Annotated in this window: 12 protein-coding genes; 2 read left to right on the plus strand and 10 right to left on the minus strand. The window is 39.1% G+C overall.

Going from position 1 to position 15,025, the window contains the following annotated elements; translation table 11 throughout:
* The 5 genes from ACY10D_RS03425 to ligA all read right to left on the minus strand — a co-directional run.
* The coding region (locus tag ACY10D_RS03425; protein ID WP_486999378.1) for an ATP-grasp domain-containing protein at nucleotides 1-510 on the minus strand (510 nt) is incomplete at its 3' end.
* Nucleotides 511-544: 34 nt separating this feature from the next.
* The gene (locus ACY10D_RS03430) at nucleotides 545-805 is read right to left on the minus strand and encodes a Txe/YoeB family addiction module toxin (protein WP_486999379.1); all 261 of its coding nucleotides are present in this window, start codon (nucleotides 803-805) and stop codon (nucleotides 545-547) included.
* Entirely contained in the window at nucleotides 805-1,047 is a 243-nt protein-coding gene (locus tag ACY10D_RS03435; protein WP_486999380.1) for a type II toxin-antitoxin system Phd/YefM family antitoxin, read from the minus strand. Before ACY10D_RS03435 ends, ACY10D_RS03430 begins: the two co-directional genes overlap by 1 nt.
* A gap of 188 nt (nucleotides 1,048-1,235) precedes the next feature.
* The gene (locus tag ACY10D_RS03440) at nucleotides 1,236-1,574 is read right to left on the minus strand and encodes an endonuclease domain-containing protein (protein WP_486999381.1); all 339 of its coding nucleotides are present in this window, start codon (nucleotides 1,572-1,574) and stop codon (nucleotides 1,236-1,238) included.
* A 263-nt stretch (nucleotides 1,575-1,837) separates the two neighbouring features.
* Nucleotides 1,838-3,892, minus strand: coding sequence for an NAD-dependent DNA ligase LigA (gene ligA, locus ACY10D_RS03445; RefSeq protein WP_486999382.1), 2,055 nt, complete (start codon nucleotides 3,890-3,892; stop codon nucleotides 1,838-1,840).
* Nucleotides 3,893-4,074: 182 nt separating this feature from the next.
* Here ligA and purT point away from each other — a divergent pair, with 182 nt between their 5' ends.
* Entirely contained in the window at nucleotides 4,075-5,277 is a 1,203-nt protein-coding gene (purT, locus tag ACY10D_RS03450; protein ID WP_486999383.1) for a formate-dependent phosphoribosylglycinamide formyltransferase, read from the plus strand.
* On the opposite strand, the gene ACY10D_RS03455 is transcribed toward purT, so the two are convergent.
* On the minus strand, nucleotides 5,249-6,499 hold the full coding sequence (locus ACY10D_RS03455; RefSeq protein ID WP_486999384.1) for a glycoside hydrolase family 5 protein: 1,251 nt from the start codon (nucleotides 6,497-6,499) through the stop codon (nucleotides 5,249-5,251). The two genes, purT and ACY10D_RS03455, sit on opposite strands and share 29 nt — an antisense overlap.
* 378 nt (nucleotides 6,500-6,877) lie before the next feature.
* Here ACY10D_RS03455 and purL point away from each other — a divergent pair, with 378 nt between their 5' ends.
* Nucleotides 6,878-10,765, plus strand: a complete 3,888-nt coding sequence (purL, locus tag ACY10D_RS03460; protein WP_486999385.1) for a phosphoribosylformylglycinamidine synthase — start codon at nucleotides 6,878-6,880, stop codon at nucleotides 10,763-10,765.
* Nucleotides 10,766-10,767: 2 nt separating this feature from the next.
* Here the strand turns inward: purL and ACY10D_RS03465 are convergent, their stop codons facing one another.
* From ACY10D_RS03465 to ACY10D_RS03480, 4 genes are all read right to left on the minus strand, one after another.
* Nucleotides 10,768-10,950, minus strand: a complete 183-nt coding sequence (locus ACY10D_RS03465; protein ID WP_486999386.1) for a hypothetical protein — start codon at nucleotides 10,948-10,950, stop codon at nucleotides 10,768-10,770.
* A 243-nt stretch (nucleotides 10,951-11,193) separates the two neighbouring features.
* Nucleotides 11,194-13,269: a peptidase domain-containing ABC transporter gene (locus tag ACY10D_RS03470; protein ID WP_486999387.1), complete on the minus strand. Its 2,076-nt coding sequence runs from the start codon at nucleotides 13,267-13,269 to the stop codon at nucleotides 11,194-11,196.
* Nucleotides 13,266-14,282, minus strand: a complete 1,017-nt coding sequence (locus ACY10D_RS03475) for an HlyD family secretion protein (protein WP_486999388.1) — start codon at nucleotides 14,280-14,282, stop codon at nucleotides 13,266-13,268. The genes ACY10D_RS03470 and ACY10D_RS03475 overlap by 4 nt, the downstream gene beginning before the upstream one ends.
* Nucleotides 14,283-14,372: 90 nt before the next feature.
* The gene (locus ACY10D_RS03480; protein ID WP_486999389.1) at nucleotides 14,373-14,672 is read right to left on the minus strand and encodes a hypothetical protein; all 300 of its coding nucleotides are present in this window, start codon (nucleotides 14,670-14,672) and stop codon (nucleotides 14,373-14,375) included.
* Nucleotides 14,673-15,025: the final 353 nt, after the last annotated feature.

Below are 15,025 nucleotides of genomic sequence, written 5' to 3' on the forward strand. Positions count from 1 at the left end.
CACAAAGCTCTCTGCAATCAGTGGATGCTCTCCCAAAGCTTCCCACGCTTTTTCTAAACATTCAGGCGTTTTAATAATATATTGCCCCTTGCCATCATAGCCAAAGCGTCTTGTCTTAGTAATAAATGGCAAACTCAATAACTTGACAGCCTTTTGAAGTTCAGCGAAAGAATCTACCACCATATAATCATTAGTATTAATATCAAGTCGTTTAAAATTATCTTTTTCTAACAGCCGATCTTGAGCAACACTTAAGGCCTCAATCGCTGGAAAGACACACGTTTTTTTTGATACTGCTTGCAATAGATCAACTGAGATATTTTCAATCTCATAGGTTACAACATCATAGCTCTGAAGCTTCTCCTGCCAACGATTTATTTCCTCTGGCGTACTTTGTCCATAGCGATCAATGGCTGGCAAAGGATACGTGTCAATAGTTACATTTAAGTCTCGAGCACTTTCAATCATCATCTGTGCCAGCTGCCCATTTCCTAATATCGCGATTTTCATTATTTATTAACATCCTATTCTATTACTGTCATCATTATTCGTAGTGACTCCACATTCTGATCACTTTAATTATTTTTTGCTCTTCTAACACCTCATAGATCAATCGATGTTGTATATTAATTCGTCTAGAGTAAGTACCCGCCAGATCACCTATTAGTTTTTCATAGCTTGGTGGTTTTTGATAAGGAGATTCTTTAATGATATCAAGCAAGGTTTGAACCTTTATATGTAGGTTTGACAGCTTGATTTTCTTAGCATCTTTAAGTGCCTGCTTAGTATAAAAGAGTTGATACATTACCATGCCAATTTATCTGAGCAATCAGCTATATCTGTCGCTAATCCCTTTTGAATACTTTCACGCATTCCTTTTATTGACAGTAAATAAAGTGTTTCATTAATTGCGCTCCAATCTTCTTCTGAAATTAAAACGGCATTATTTCTCTTACCATTTATTTGGACTGGCTGATGGTCAACATTTACTTGATCAATCAAGTGATAAATATCTTTTCTAGCTTGTGTTGCATTAAGTGATTTCATCTTTAACCTCACTAATTAATAAAACCTATGCCAAAGTTTAGCGTACATTATTTCGTACGTCAATTTACAGATATTTGCTTCTCAAGCCAATTATTATCCTAGTTTCTTTGCAACAACGTAATGACCTAATCACCTCTCCCCTTGCGGGAGAGGTCGCATTGTCTAGCAATGCGGGTGAGGGGGATATCTCACTGCTGTAACGCTTGATAAATCTCTGCCAATACATTTTCCGTCTCTTTTAGTATGTCATGATTCCAGAGGCGCAAGACTCGATACCCTTGTTCATTAAGATACATTGATCTTGATGCATCATATTTCTGCTTGTCAATTTCATTGTGCTGGGCGCCATCACATTCAATAATCAGTCTTTTTTCAAAACAAACAAAATCAACGATATAAGATCCAATAATCACTTGACGCCTGAACTTATATCCTGACAATTGCCGATTTCTAAGATGATACCATAACGTAGCCTCAGCATCAGTTTGTGAAGTTTTTAAGTGTTTTTGGAAAGCTTTAATATTCACCCCCTCACCCGCCAAGCAAAGCTTGCCGACCTCTCCCGCGAGGGGAGAGGTGACCCTCGGTAAGTAACCAAATATAATTTAATCATTACAGCACCAACCATTAGTACACATCATTTCTTACGTCAATTTACAGATATTTACTTAATTCTCAAGCCAGTTATTATCCTACTTCCTTTGCAACAAAGTAATAACCTAATCACCTCTCCCCTTGCGGGAGAGGTCGCATTGTGTAGCAATGCGGGTGAGGGGGAGTATCTCACTGATTAGTTTACTTGTAGCTCATCTTCAGTTATCACTTTAATACCAAGCGCTTGTGCCTTAGCTAATTTGGAACCGGCCTTTTCCCCTGCAATGAGAATATCAGTTTTACTTGATACACTGCCACTACACTTAGCACCCAATGCTTCAAGCTTCTCTTTAAGCTCATCGCGCGTAAACTCAGTAAAGCTGCCAGTAATTACAACGGTTTTACCAAAAAAAGGATTACCAACGACAGTTTCTGTCACTTCAGATGCAACTTTCTTGGGCTCAATAATCGTAATACCCGCAGCAATCAGCATATCAACAAGTTCGATATTTAAAGGATCCTGCCAAAAAGCTTTGACATGATTTGCCATCACCTCACCGATATCGTAAATCGATATCATCTCTTCAAGGGTGGCATTTTTAATCGCCTCTAGTGACCCAAAGTGATTAGCAAGTGCTTTGGCACTCACCTCACCAATATCCTTAATACCTAAAGCATAGATAAAACGATGCAATAGCACGGTTTTGCTCTTTTCCAAAGCATCTAATACATTTAATGATGACTTACGCCCCATACGTTCCAATTGACTTAAAACAGGTAAACTTAATGCATATAAATCAGCTGGTGTTTTTATTAGCTCTTTATCAACTAACTGTTCAACGATTTTATCGCCCATGCCATCAATATCCATCGCCTTGCGCGAAGCAAAATGCTTAATGCGCTCTTTGCGTTGTGCTCGGCAATGCCATCCGCCTGTACAACGAGCAATTGCCTGATCGTTAATATACTCGATACTTGATTGGCACATAGGACACACTTTGGGCATCACGATCTCTTGTGTTGTATTAGCATTGCGATATTCAGGCAATGAACGCACCACTTCAGGGATAACATCTCCGGCGCGGCGCACAATCACGCGATCATGCACTTTGATATCTTTACGCTTGATTTCATCGATATTATGTAATGTTGCATTTGAAACAATCACACCACCTACGGCAACTGGCTTAAGTCTTGCCACAGGGGTTACCGCTCCTGTGCGCCCGACTTGAAAATCAACCGTTAAAATTTCTGACTCGACTTCTTCAGCGGGAAATTTATGCGCCAATGCCCAACGTGGTGCTTTGGCAATAAAGCCTGCTTTAGTTTGCAAATCCAAACGATTTAATTTATAGACCAAACCATCGATATCATAAGGCAAATCAGCACGCTTATGACTCATGCGTTGGTAATAATCAAGTAAGCCCTCTTCTCCTTCCACCACTTCAACCTCATCGGTTAATTGAAAACCCCAGAGCTTTAATTGTTGCATTAACTCATATTGGGTTTGTGGTAAGTCAAAGCCACTATATGCACCAACGCCATAGGCATACATCTTTAATTTACGCTTGGCAGCAATGCGCGAGTCAAGTTGCCTTACACTGCCCGCTGCTGCATTTCTAGGATTGGCAAAGACTTTTTCATCATGGGCCTCAGCAGTTTGGTTAAGTGCTAGAAAATCCTGCTTATTAATAACAATTTCACCACGCACTTCAATCTCTTTAGGCAAATCATCACCTTTCAATTGCAAAGGCACATTACGAATCGTTTTGACATTCTCAGTTACTTTTTCACCCTCGACACCATCGCCACGGGTTACCGCATAATCTAAAGCACCATTTTTGTAATGAATGCTAATGGCTAATCCATCTAACTTTGGTTCACATTCAAAACTTAGCTCATGCGTTTGTGTAAGCTCTGTTAGCCGCTTATAAAACCCCGCAATATCCTCATTATCAAAACCATTGGATAGCGATAACATTGGCACCTTATGGGCAATGACTTCAAAGGCTGTTAACGGCTTGCTTCCTATACGTTTCGTTGGTGATAATGAAGTATCTAAAAGATCCTGATATTGCGTCTCTAGCTCAACAAGCGCTTGATACGACTTATCATATACTTGATCACTTACCAAAGGCGCATCTAAAGTATGATAGGCATAATTATAACGATTAATTTCCTCACAAAGATTTTGATAATATTCTTGAATTTCAATATGGTTGTTATTTTTTTTAAAAGATAAATCAGACATGTCAAAAAGGACTTATATAGCATGCGTCCATCATACTAAAAGGGAGATAAGATGAAAAGCAAAAGCCCATCACCTCACATAGCTAATGATACTTTCGTTTAATAAAATTCATAGCACATCGTCTTAAGCCTTTGTTATCATGTTGCGACATTATTGATAGAAAAATGTTTGAAGGAATCAAAATGACAATATTAGGTACTGCTTTAACTAAATTACAAACCAAGATCATGCTTTTAGGTGCTGGTGAGCTTGGCAAGGAATTCGCCATTAGCGCACAGCGCCTTGGCATTTATATTATCGCTGTTGATCGCTATAAAAATGCACCCGCCATGCACATTGCTCATGAGGCACATGTGATTAATATGCAAGATGCCAAAGCGCTACATGCTTTGATCCAAAAGAAATCACCTGATTATATCGTGCCCGAGATTGAAGCCATTGCTACGGATGAACTTATCAATCTCGAAAAGCAAGGCTTTAGCATTGTGCCTTGTGCGCAAGCGACTAAACTAACCATGGATCGCCAAGGCATTCGCGCACTTGCGGCTGATAAGCTTAAGCTTCCTACTTCAAGATTTGCCTTTGCTGATAACAAAGAAGATTACCTCATCAAAGCACAAGCAATTGGTGTGCCATGCGTTGTAAAACCTGTGATGAGCTCCTCTGGCAAGGGTCAGTCAATTGTTAGATCATTTGATGAGATTGAAGCTGCGTGGGACTATGCACAAAGTGGCTCGCGTGGTAATAGCGGCGATGTGCAAAAAGTGATTATTGAGGAATTTATCACTTTTGATTATGAAATTACCTTGCTCACCGTACGTCACAATAAAGGCACATCGTTTTGCGATCCCATTGGTCATATTCAACAAGATGGTGACTATCGGTTATCATGGCAACCACATGCGATGAGTGATGCTTTATTATTCCAAGCGCAACATATTGCCAAAACCATCACCGATGCATTAGGTGGGCATGGTATTTTTGGTGTTGAGCTATTTATCAAAGGTGATGAAGTGTATTTTAATGAAGTCTCCCCGCGACCACATGATACTGGTATGGTAACGCTTATCTCGCAAAATTTATCTGAATTTGACCTGCACTTACGCGCTATTTTAGGATTACCCATTCCTAATATTGAGACACGCATGCCAAGCGCTTCAGCAGCGATTTTACTTGAAGGGCAATCACAAGCACCAAGCTTCACTGGTTTAAATGAAGGTTTATCCCAGATTAATACGGATATTCGCTTATTTGCCAAGCCTGAAATCTCCGGCAAACGCCGCATGGGGGTTGCTTTAGCATATGATACAGACATTGAAACAGCTAAAGCGCGTGCTCAATTTGCTGCAAATAGCATTAAGATCCACTCCTCATCGTCTCAATAACCGCATGCCACAATGGGTTGTTTTTATCATAAACATAATACTTATTGGCTTTGCCATAGCTAAGGTTTGGGAAAAGATTGGTTTTTTCTTCATCCTTCCAGAATTGCCACTTCATTGGTTTAACCCCAAGCTCATAATTCATGCCAGTCCATGCATCTGAACGATAATTGTAAAACGCCCAATGCCAATTATTTTTATTGGCAATACTCACGACATCTTTGAGGTATTGAGTGGCTCCCTTTGTCATACGATCAACACCAAACTCCTCCAATATGATCTGCTGACTTGGAATATGATAGCGTTTTTGGAAGTTAACAATTGGCTGTAAAAACTTCTCAAGTGTTGCCTTATTCCAATCACTAAACGCTTTATTTCCCGTCGCTATTTTTCCTGGATAAACATATTTACCATTGTTGATTTTGCGCGTGGTATAGATATATGGCTCATACATGTGAAAGGCATAAAGGATATTTTTAGCATCAATAGGTTTAAGGTAATCCGCAGCAGGCGGCTCTGCGTACCAACCAGCATCAACAATAATCGGTGTATCAGGATCAACATGACGAATACGCTTAACCATGTATTCGTAAAAGGCGTTTAAATCCTCACTTGTGCCAACTACTTTCTTGTAGTAGCTCGTAAAATCAATGTCAAAAATAGCACTATTGCTATTTTTAAGTTTTAAAACTTCAGGATGTGGTTCATTGAGAATATTATACGCAACAATATTTGGATTCGCTTTATAACGCTTAGCAACAGCAGCCCAAAAATCTCCCGCTGCCTGCCAATTTTTTTTATCTTGCCATAATCTTAGATCATCACGATTACCATGTTGCTGATTCCATACTGAAAAAGGCAGTGATAAGAAGCTCAAAATAATCGGAATACCTGTGATCTTCGCATCTTTTAAGTTTTGATCAAAACTTTTTATTTCAAACGCGGTTAGTTGGGTAATATTATCTAGCTTAACCGGATAACCCAGATAGGCATCTATCGGGATGCGGAAAAATTGAATGCCCACTTGCTTAGCATCTTGCCAATCTTTAAGTGATGCCGGATGTTGCCTAAAAAAATTCGCCCCTTTCTTTTGTGTTTGCCAGAAGCTATCCGTCATCATATTGTTTGCGACAACGTTGGCAAAAGAAGATTGTATTGACATAGCGCCAATAGCTACTGCTACCATCGTTTGCAACCCAGTTACCCATTGTTTTCTTTTATTCACCACAGTTCATCCCCCTTTTAATAAAGACAATAGTTAAACGCATAAATGATATCGTTATATACATACAAATACATACCAAATTCATATTATTTTTAGCAAGAGTTTATAATAAGCAACAACAGCTCAGATTAAATATTCGCCCACAAATGCTCACCGCACTCTGAGCATCAGTCGAAGCGATGTACTGAGCATCACTAGAGGCTTCGACTGACGCTCAGCCAACGCTTAATAATCAATATGGGCTAGAATATAGTCATAGCCACAAAAACATTGTTCATTTATCACTCCAACTCATAAATAAAATCACATTTTACACTTTATAAATTGCAACAAATCTATCAGAATATGGGCACACAAACCTTCTGCACGAGTAGAAAGATGTTACAACTTTTTGGCAATGACGCATTATCTTCGTTTGATCAACAAAAAATCTTAGCTAAATTACAGGAGATTGATCCTCGTATTGAGATGATTCAAGCGGAATATATTCATTTTATTGAGCACAGTGATGCATTAAACAATGATGAGTTAAATAAACTCTCAGCTTTATTAAATTATGGTGATAAAGGACAGCTTACTGATAAACAAGGGCAAACCATTATCATCACACCGCGTTTAGGTACAATCTCTCCGTGGTCATCAAAGGCAACCGACATTGCACACAATTGCGGATTGAGTCAGGTCACACGTATTGAGCGCGGTATTGTTTATTATTTAAAAAGTCAAATACCCTTAGCGCAGAACGATTTAAAGTTATTAGCTGCTAAGTTACATGATCGTATGATGCAAACCGTTAGCTTCTTAATTGCAGATACCAATCCATTTATCAGCACCCATGCTGCTGGTAAATTACAAACAATTCCACTATTAAGTGAAGGTCGTAGCGCATTAGAGAAAATCAATCTTGAGCTTGGTTTGGCATTATCTGATGATGAAATTGATTACTTGCATGATGGTTTCGTTAACCTTAATCGCGACCCTAATGATGTTGAGCTGATGATGTTTGCACAAGCCAACTCAGAGCATTGTCGCCATAAGATATTCAAAGCTGATTGGATCATTGATGGTCAAGCACAACCACTTGGACTGTTTCCAATGATCAAAAACACCTATGAACATCACAAAGAAAACATCCTCTCAGCTTATCATGACAATGCTGCAGTCATTGCTGGTTATGCTGCCGAGCGCTTACAGCGTGATAATAATGGACTGTATCATTTCAAACGCGAGCCTATTCATATCCAGATCAAGGTTGAAACACATAATCATCCAACTGCCATCGCCCCACATCCAGGTGCTGCCACAGGAGCCGGTGGTGAGATTCGTGATGAAGGTGCGACAGGGCGAGGTGCTAAACCAAAAGCAGGACTTACGGGTTATACTGTATCCAATCTAAATATTCCTCATGATATCCAGCAGTGGGAGATCCCTTACGGTAAACCTGATCGCATTGCCTCAGCATTAGATATTATGATTGAGGCACCTCTTGGTGGAGCTGCTTTTAACAATGAGTTTGGGCGCCCCAATCTATGCGGGTATTTTCGCAGTTTTGAGCAAAACGTAAATGGTGAGCTCTGGGGCTATCACAAGCCGATTATGATTGCAGGTGGCTATGGCAATATCAAAGAAGAGCATATCGAAAAACGCAAAATCCCTGCCGGTGCTAAGATTATCGTTTTAGGAGGCCCTGGGATGCTGATTGGTCTAGGCGGAGGGGCTGCTTCTTCGGTTAACTCTGGGCACTCTAATGAAGATCTTGATTTCGCCTCTGTGCAACGTGATAATGCCGAGATTGAGCGCCGCGCACAGGAAGTGATTGATAGCTGTTGGTCAATGGGACTTAATAACCCAATCATTAGCATTCATGATGTTGGCGCGGGCGGTTTATCCAATGCATTGCCTGAGCTCGTTGCTGATTGCGAGCGTGGCGCCATTTTTGATCTAAATAAAATTCAAGTAGCTGAAAAAGGCTTATCACCCCTAGAGATCTGGTGCAATGAATCACAAGAGCGCTATGTACTTGCTATTGCTGAGAATGATTTAACTACCTTTGATAACATTGCCAAGCGAGAGCGTTGCCCTTATAGCATTGTCGGTGAAGCAACTGAAGAACAAGTTTTGATTTTAAAAGATGATAATTCGAGCATTGATCCGATTCATATGCCGCTATCACTACTGTTAGGCAAGGCACCAAAAACATTGAAAAATGTGACCACAACTGCCAATGCTTATAGCAATTGGGATTATAGTAGTATCGATTTACAAGATGCTGTCAAGCGTATTTTACGCTTGCCTGCCGTTGGTAGTAAGAAATTTCTAATTACCATTGGTGATCGTACGGTTGGTGGTATGACGCAACGCGATCAAATGGTTGGTCCATGGCAAGTGCCTGTAGCTGACGTTGCCGTAACTGCGACAAGCTTTACAGATTATCATGGCGAGGCAATGGCAATGGGCGAGCGCCCAACACTAGCAATGATGAATCCAGCGGCGGCGGCTAGAATAACTATTGGTGAGGCTATTACTAATATTGCTGCTGCTTATATCTATCACTTATCTGATGTTAAACTTTCTGCCAACTGGATGGCAGCATGCTCGCACCCTGGCGAAGATGCCAGACTCTATGAAATGGTTAAAACCGTTGGTATGGAGTTTTGTCCAGCCCTTGATCTAACGATTCCTGTTGGCAAAGATTCCTTATCGATGAAAACCAAATGGCATGAGGATGATCAAGAAAAATCAGTAACCTCCCCTGTTTCTCTTGTTGCTACGGCTTTTGCGCCTGTACAGGACATTCGTCGCACATTAACCCCACAATTGCGCTTATCATTTGAGACTGACCTTATTTTTATCGATCTAGGTTTAGGTAAAAATCGCTTAGGGGGCTCGTCATTTGCCCAAAGCTATAATGAGCTTGGCAATGAAACACCCGATATTGAACCTGAGCTTTTGCAAAACTTCTTTGCTGCCATTCATCAATTGGTTAAAGACGATAAGATTTGCGCTTATCATGATCGCTCAGATGGTGGTTTATTTACTACGCTATGCGAGATGATGTTTGCAGCTAAGTGTGGTTTAGATATTGATATTGATGCCCTTGGTGATGATGTTCATGCCGCACTCTTTAATGAAGAACTAGGTGCGGTAATTCAAGTCAGAAACACTGATCGCAGCATCGTAATGCAAGTGCTTGCAAGCTTCCAATTAAAGGCGCATGCCATTGGGCGACCAAATACATCAACCGATGATGCTAAGCTTATTATTAGTCACGATATTGATGAAGTCTTCTGTATGACACGCGCTGAACTGCAAACACTTTGGTCTGAAACTTCTTACCAGATTCAACGTATGCGTGATAATGCACAGTGCGCTGATCAAGAGCATGATCTGATTAATGGTCATAATGATCATGGACTCTTTGCCCAAGTATCGTTTAATTGCAAAGAGAATATTGCCAGCCCTTATCTTAACCTTGAGAGCAAACCCAAAGTAGCGATCTTACGTGAACAAGGGGTCAATAGTAATAACGAAATGGCAGCAGCCTTTACCTTAAGTGGCTTTGATGCTATTGATGTGCATATGACGGATTTACAAAATAAGCGCATTAATCTTAATGACTTTAAAGGGCTTGCTGCGTGTGGTGGTTTCTCTTATGGTGATGTACTGGGTGCCGGTGGCGGTTGGGCAAAGTCCATTTTATTTGATCCAAAGCTTTTAGAGCAATTTGCGCAATTTTTCGCACGCACTGATACCTTTACTGTTGGCATGTGTAATGGCTGTCAGATGCTCTCACAACTCAAAGATATTATTCCAGGCGCCACACACTGGCCACGCTTTGTGCGTAACCTTTCTGAGCAATTTGAAGGGCGCTTATCAATGGTTGAAGTATTAAAAACGCCATCGATTATCTTTGAAGATATGGCAGGCTTAAAGATGCCTATTGTTGTCTCTCATGGCGAAGGTCGTACACAGTATCAGCATCAAGATGACTTACAGCATTTAATTGCCAATGAACAAACAGCCATGCGCTATATTGATAGTCATAGCAAGCCAACCGAGCATTATCCATTAAATCCCAATGGCTCAGAGGATGGCTTCACGAGTTTTACCTCACTTGATGGGCGTGCCACCATTATGATGCCACATCCAGAGCGTGCCTTTAGGCTCGTTCAAATGTCATGGTATCCTGCGGATTGGAAGAATAAAGATATTGAATACTCACCATGGATGCGCTTGTTTATGAATGCGCGCAGGTGGGTTGGTTAAGACTATTGCTCAAAATTATTATCTGCCATCGGTGTCTTATGAAGTTCGCGATGCTTGAAGTTTAGTGTTGGTGATAGAGCCTTAAGTTCATTACCTGATTTTTTGCTTATTTCATTCATGACTGCTGTTTTTTGATCACATGCAAACATATCCTCCACGCAAGCAGTGACTTGTTGTTCTGACATTATTGTGTTTATTTCCATAATAGCATTCCCCCTATTGAGTGATCGTGTTATTTATCCTAAACAACACGGTATGTTTTTATTTTCTTAACTTTTTTATTTTACCCCTAAGCAAAAGAAAGACGTCAAAGTCTTCATAATCAAGGCAATGTACTCTTGACCTTAATCACACCTGCTTAAGTTAGATAAAGCGTAAAGATTTTAAAGATATTAGGCAAGGCTTCGTCTCAAAATCAAGCGAATTGCTTATAATTTCCCTAAATCAATCACTCTATCTGCCATATTGATCGTCTCTTGCCTATGTGCAATCATAATCACCGTAATGCCTAGACGTTTTATATTCTGATTAATATAAGATTCATTGGTTGCATCAAGGTGACTAGATGCTTCATCTAAAAAGAGAATTTTAGGTTTGGCGTATAATGCCCTTGCTAGCAATAATCTTTGCTTTTGACCACCCGATAAAATATTCCCCATATCACCAATAAGCGTTTGATACCCCATAGGCATCTTTATAATTTCTTCATGAATACAAGCAAAGTGTGCACATTTTTGCGCAAACTCAAGATCAGGCGTATTCGCAAAAAATGTAATATTTTCAAGAATACTCCCACTAAGTAACGCATCATTTTGCATCACTGCTGCACTTTGCGTTCTAAAATTTTTTAAACCTATTTTATGAATATCCTTATCATCATAGAGTATCTCGCCACTGGAAGGTTGCATAAGCTGCAACATCAGCTTCATCAAGGTAGTTTTACCCATTCCAGAGGCACCAACAATCGCAACCACCTCCCCCGAATGGACCTCGAAAGAAAGCTCATCAAATAAACTTCTCTCATAGTTAGAGTAAGAGAAACTGAGATTTTTCACCGTGATATGTCCTTGTAACTGTGTGTTTAAAATACTTGTTTTATCAATATCAACTTCTGTTTTTTCTAGCGCTATATCAGATACTCGATCTAAATGTAGATATATCATTCGATAGTCAAGTATTTTATCAATCAAGCTTTTTGCTCGTGCAATAAATTGTGTTCGATAAGAAATATAGGCAATAATCATACCAATAGAGAACGTATTATTCATAACAGAAATAGCACTAAGGTAAATGATGACGATATACTCTATACCACTTACTAATTGACTAAATGAACCATAATATAGTGATATTTTAGTGATCTGAATACCGGTATTAACCGTATCTACATAACTGGTTTGCCATTGTGATTGTCGCTCAAGCTCCTTGGCAAATACCTTAACCGGCAAAATTGATCGAATAGACTCCATGAAAATAGAGCTTTGTTTTGCTGATAGATGCAAAGATTTTTCATTCATTCGCCGAAAATAAGGATACGATATCATCCTTAATATCACATACATCAATAACGCGATACAGACAATCGACGTCAGCAATTTGCTATAAATAAACATAATAGTAAATGTACCAAGCACCATGATGGCATCTAGCAATCCTTCGATAATATCTGTGCTTATTTTTGACTGAATTGTTTTCATTGATCCAAAACGTGAAATAATGTCACCTAAATGACGTTTTTCAAAGAATTGAATGGGTAGTTTCAGCAAGTGTTGAAATAGGTTACTACTTAGTTGTAAATTTAATCGTGCTGAGAGATATTGTACTGCAATGCTTCTGGCATATCCTGCGAAAACCTGCATGATTAATAATAAAAAAAAGCCGATACACAATAGCTCAAGCAACTGATAGTCTCTTGTAACCAACACATCATCCGTTACAAACTGTAGAAACAATGGCGACAATATCGCAAATATCTCAAGTGCTATTGATACAATAAAAACTTGAAATATCACGCCTGTTAGCCCTGGAAGCGCATTAAAAAAATGTCTTAATTTTAATTTACTTTCATCCAAAAGATTAAATTCGGTTTGCGGGGTTATCTCTAAAGCAACGCCTGTAAAATGCTCAGATGCCTCATCAAAGCTCATGGTAACAGCACCAACAGCAGGATCATGAATAAAAACCTTGCTTTTGGTTACTTTCTTTAATACAACAAAATGATTTAAATCCCAATGCAGAAGTGCAGGCTTACGTAATAACTTAAGCTCATTAATTTCACATTTCAATGGTCGAGCCATAAAGCCTGTGCTTGTGCTTATATCAATCAGATTTTGAAAGTTCAATCCAGCAGCTGAGCTATCAAAGTTGCTTTTTAACCCCCTTAAGTTAACTGGTTTTTTATGAAATTGTGCAATCATAGCAATACATGCCAAACCGCATTCAGCCGCCTCTGTTTGCAAAATCACAGGTAATGAACGTCGTAAACTAAAATTTAATATGCTCATGTTGCGAGACTTCCTCTTAGACTATAAATGGGATCCAAAATCCATTGTAAAATCGTGCGCTTTTCACCGATTATTTGTGCATCAAGCAACATCCCCGATTGAAGTAAATGTGGCTCGTTATAAACCAAGACGTATTGCGAGCATAATTTAGCTGTGACAATATAAAATGGCTGATTTAACTTAATCGGTGCCGAGATTTGATCTGATGTCATAATCGTTTTGCCAACTTGTGTAATAACAGCCTCATAAACACCAAATTGTTGATAAGGATAAGCTTGATACTTTAATAGTACTTTTTGACCAACATGGACAAAGCCTGCTGCTTGTGACGTTACAAAAAGCTCGGCAGTTAACTGACTATCTTCAGGAAGGATACTTAGCAGTGGCTTTTGTAAGTTGACGCTATCACCAGGCAAAGCATTCAAAGAAGCAATAACCCCACTGCTTGGTGCCGTGATGGTGTATCCTTTGCTTCTTGATGTATCTATTTGTTGACGTTTTAACTGATCCAGCTCATTTTTTGCATCTAATAGTTGGGTATATTTTTTTTGGTAGTCACTGAAAGAAATATAATTATTATTCAATAGTGTTTGCATGCGACCAAGTTCTGACTCAAGATTCTTAACAATATTCTGTTGTAACTCTAATTGATCCTTGATTTCCTTTTCGGATGCTTGCGTTAAATCAATACCATCAATACCATTATTATTTGACTCAATGGTAAGTAATGATTGCCCTTTATTAACACGTTGCCCTTGACTAACCATAATATGCTTAACCGTGCCTGTTGTATGAGGATAAATCAGCAAAATGCCTTTGTTAGGTTTTAAGAAACCAATCACTTCTTGTTTTTTTGAATAAACACCTAAGCAGACAAATACAGCTAAACTCACACCAATTAGGAAAAAAAAGCATAACCATAAGGTTAAAGATATAGGCAGTATTTTGGTTGCTTTGCCAAACGTTTTTTGCCGCTTAGCATCTAAAGCTTCTTTGCGAAATAATTCACTCATGAGTTGTATAATAATCCAAAGATATATACTCACCACAACCATAACTTTACGCTATGGCTTGTGATGAGTATGGAAGAAACAAACTAATAATTAAAAATCACTACCTGAGTTATTGCCATTGGTGCTTGGTGTTTTAGGGTTAGCGTTAGTATTATTACCAAATACAGAGTCATGTATTTCATGAGCTCCATTAGCAGCTTCTGAAACACCACCATTAAATTCTTTTGCGGCAGCAGCGGCACCTTTACTATCACCAGTTATTGTATCCCAAAGCCAAGTAGCCGCACCATGAATAGCATGACCTGCGCCATCGATTACTTTATTACCACCATCAACAAGACCTGCACCACCGGCAACAGCTTGCAATTCAGTCGCATTTAAATTTCTCATTTTTAATCTCCTTTTTAATATTTAAATGTTATTACATATGATCGCTTTTAAACTCACGTCATACCGCGCTAAATGTTGCGCATTGGTATAAGATCATATTTTTATAAAGATATAGATAATAAATTGAATACCTTGTCAAAACGCTACGTTATAGCTAATTTAATGTGGGTATTACAGCTATTTTTAATGAAGATAGGGCTATAAGCTTATTCAAATTATACCCATTACAAACTAATTTATTACTGAAGTTACGCACTTTAGAAAAACTATGATTTTATAAACACCCCGTCAGCCTACGGCTGCCACCCCTTTTGCAAACATAGGTTTATAGGGATCTTTTTGTAAGTGGGTTT

Source organism: Cysteiniphilum sp. (genome assembly GCF_057495195.1).

What these genes read in the sequence shown, in the direction of transcription:
- ACY10D_RS03465 (WP_486999386.1), bottom strand. Translation starts at nt 10,950, where the DNA reads ATGTCAGAACAACAAGTCACTGCTTGCGTGGAGGATATGTTTGCATGT.
- purT (WP_486999383.1), top strand. Translation starts at nt 4,075, where the DNA reads ATGACAATATTAGGTACTGCTTTAACTAAATTACAAACCAAGATCATG.
- ACY10D_RS03430 (WP_486999379.1), bottom strand. Translation starts at nt 805, where the DNA reads ATGTATCAACTCTTTTATACTAAGCAGGCACTTAAAGATGCTAAGAAA.
- ACY10D_RS03470 (WP_486999387.1), bottom strand. Translation starts at nt 13,269, where the DNA reads ATGAGCATATTAAATTTTAGTTTACGACGTTCATTACCTGTGATTTTG.
- ACY10D_RS03475 (WP_486999388.1), bottom strand. Translation starts at nt 14,282, where the DNA reads ATGAGTGAATTATTTCGCAAAGAAGCTTTAGATGCTAAGCGGCAAAAA.
- ACY10D_RS03480 (WP_486999389.1), bottom strand. Translation starts at nt 14,672, where the DNA reads ATGAGAAATTTAAATGCGACTGAATTGCAAGCTGTTGCCGGTGGTGCA.
- ACY10D_RS03435 (WP_486999380.1), bottom strand. Translation starts at nt 1,047, where the DNA reads ATGAAATCACTTAATGCAACACAAGCTAGAAAAGATATTTATCACTTG.
- purL (WP_486999385.1), top strand. Translation starts at nt 6,878, where the DNA reads ATGTTACAACTTTTTGGCAATGACGCATTATCTTCGTTTGATCAACAA.
- ligA (WP_486999382.1), bottom strand. Translation starts at nt 3,892, where the DNA reads ATGTCTGATTTATCTTTTAAAAAAAATAACAACCATATTGAAATTCAA.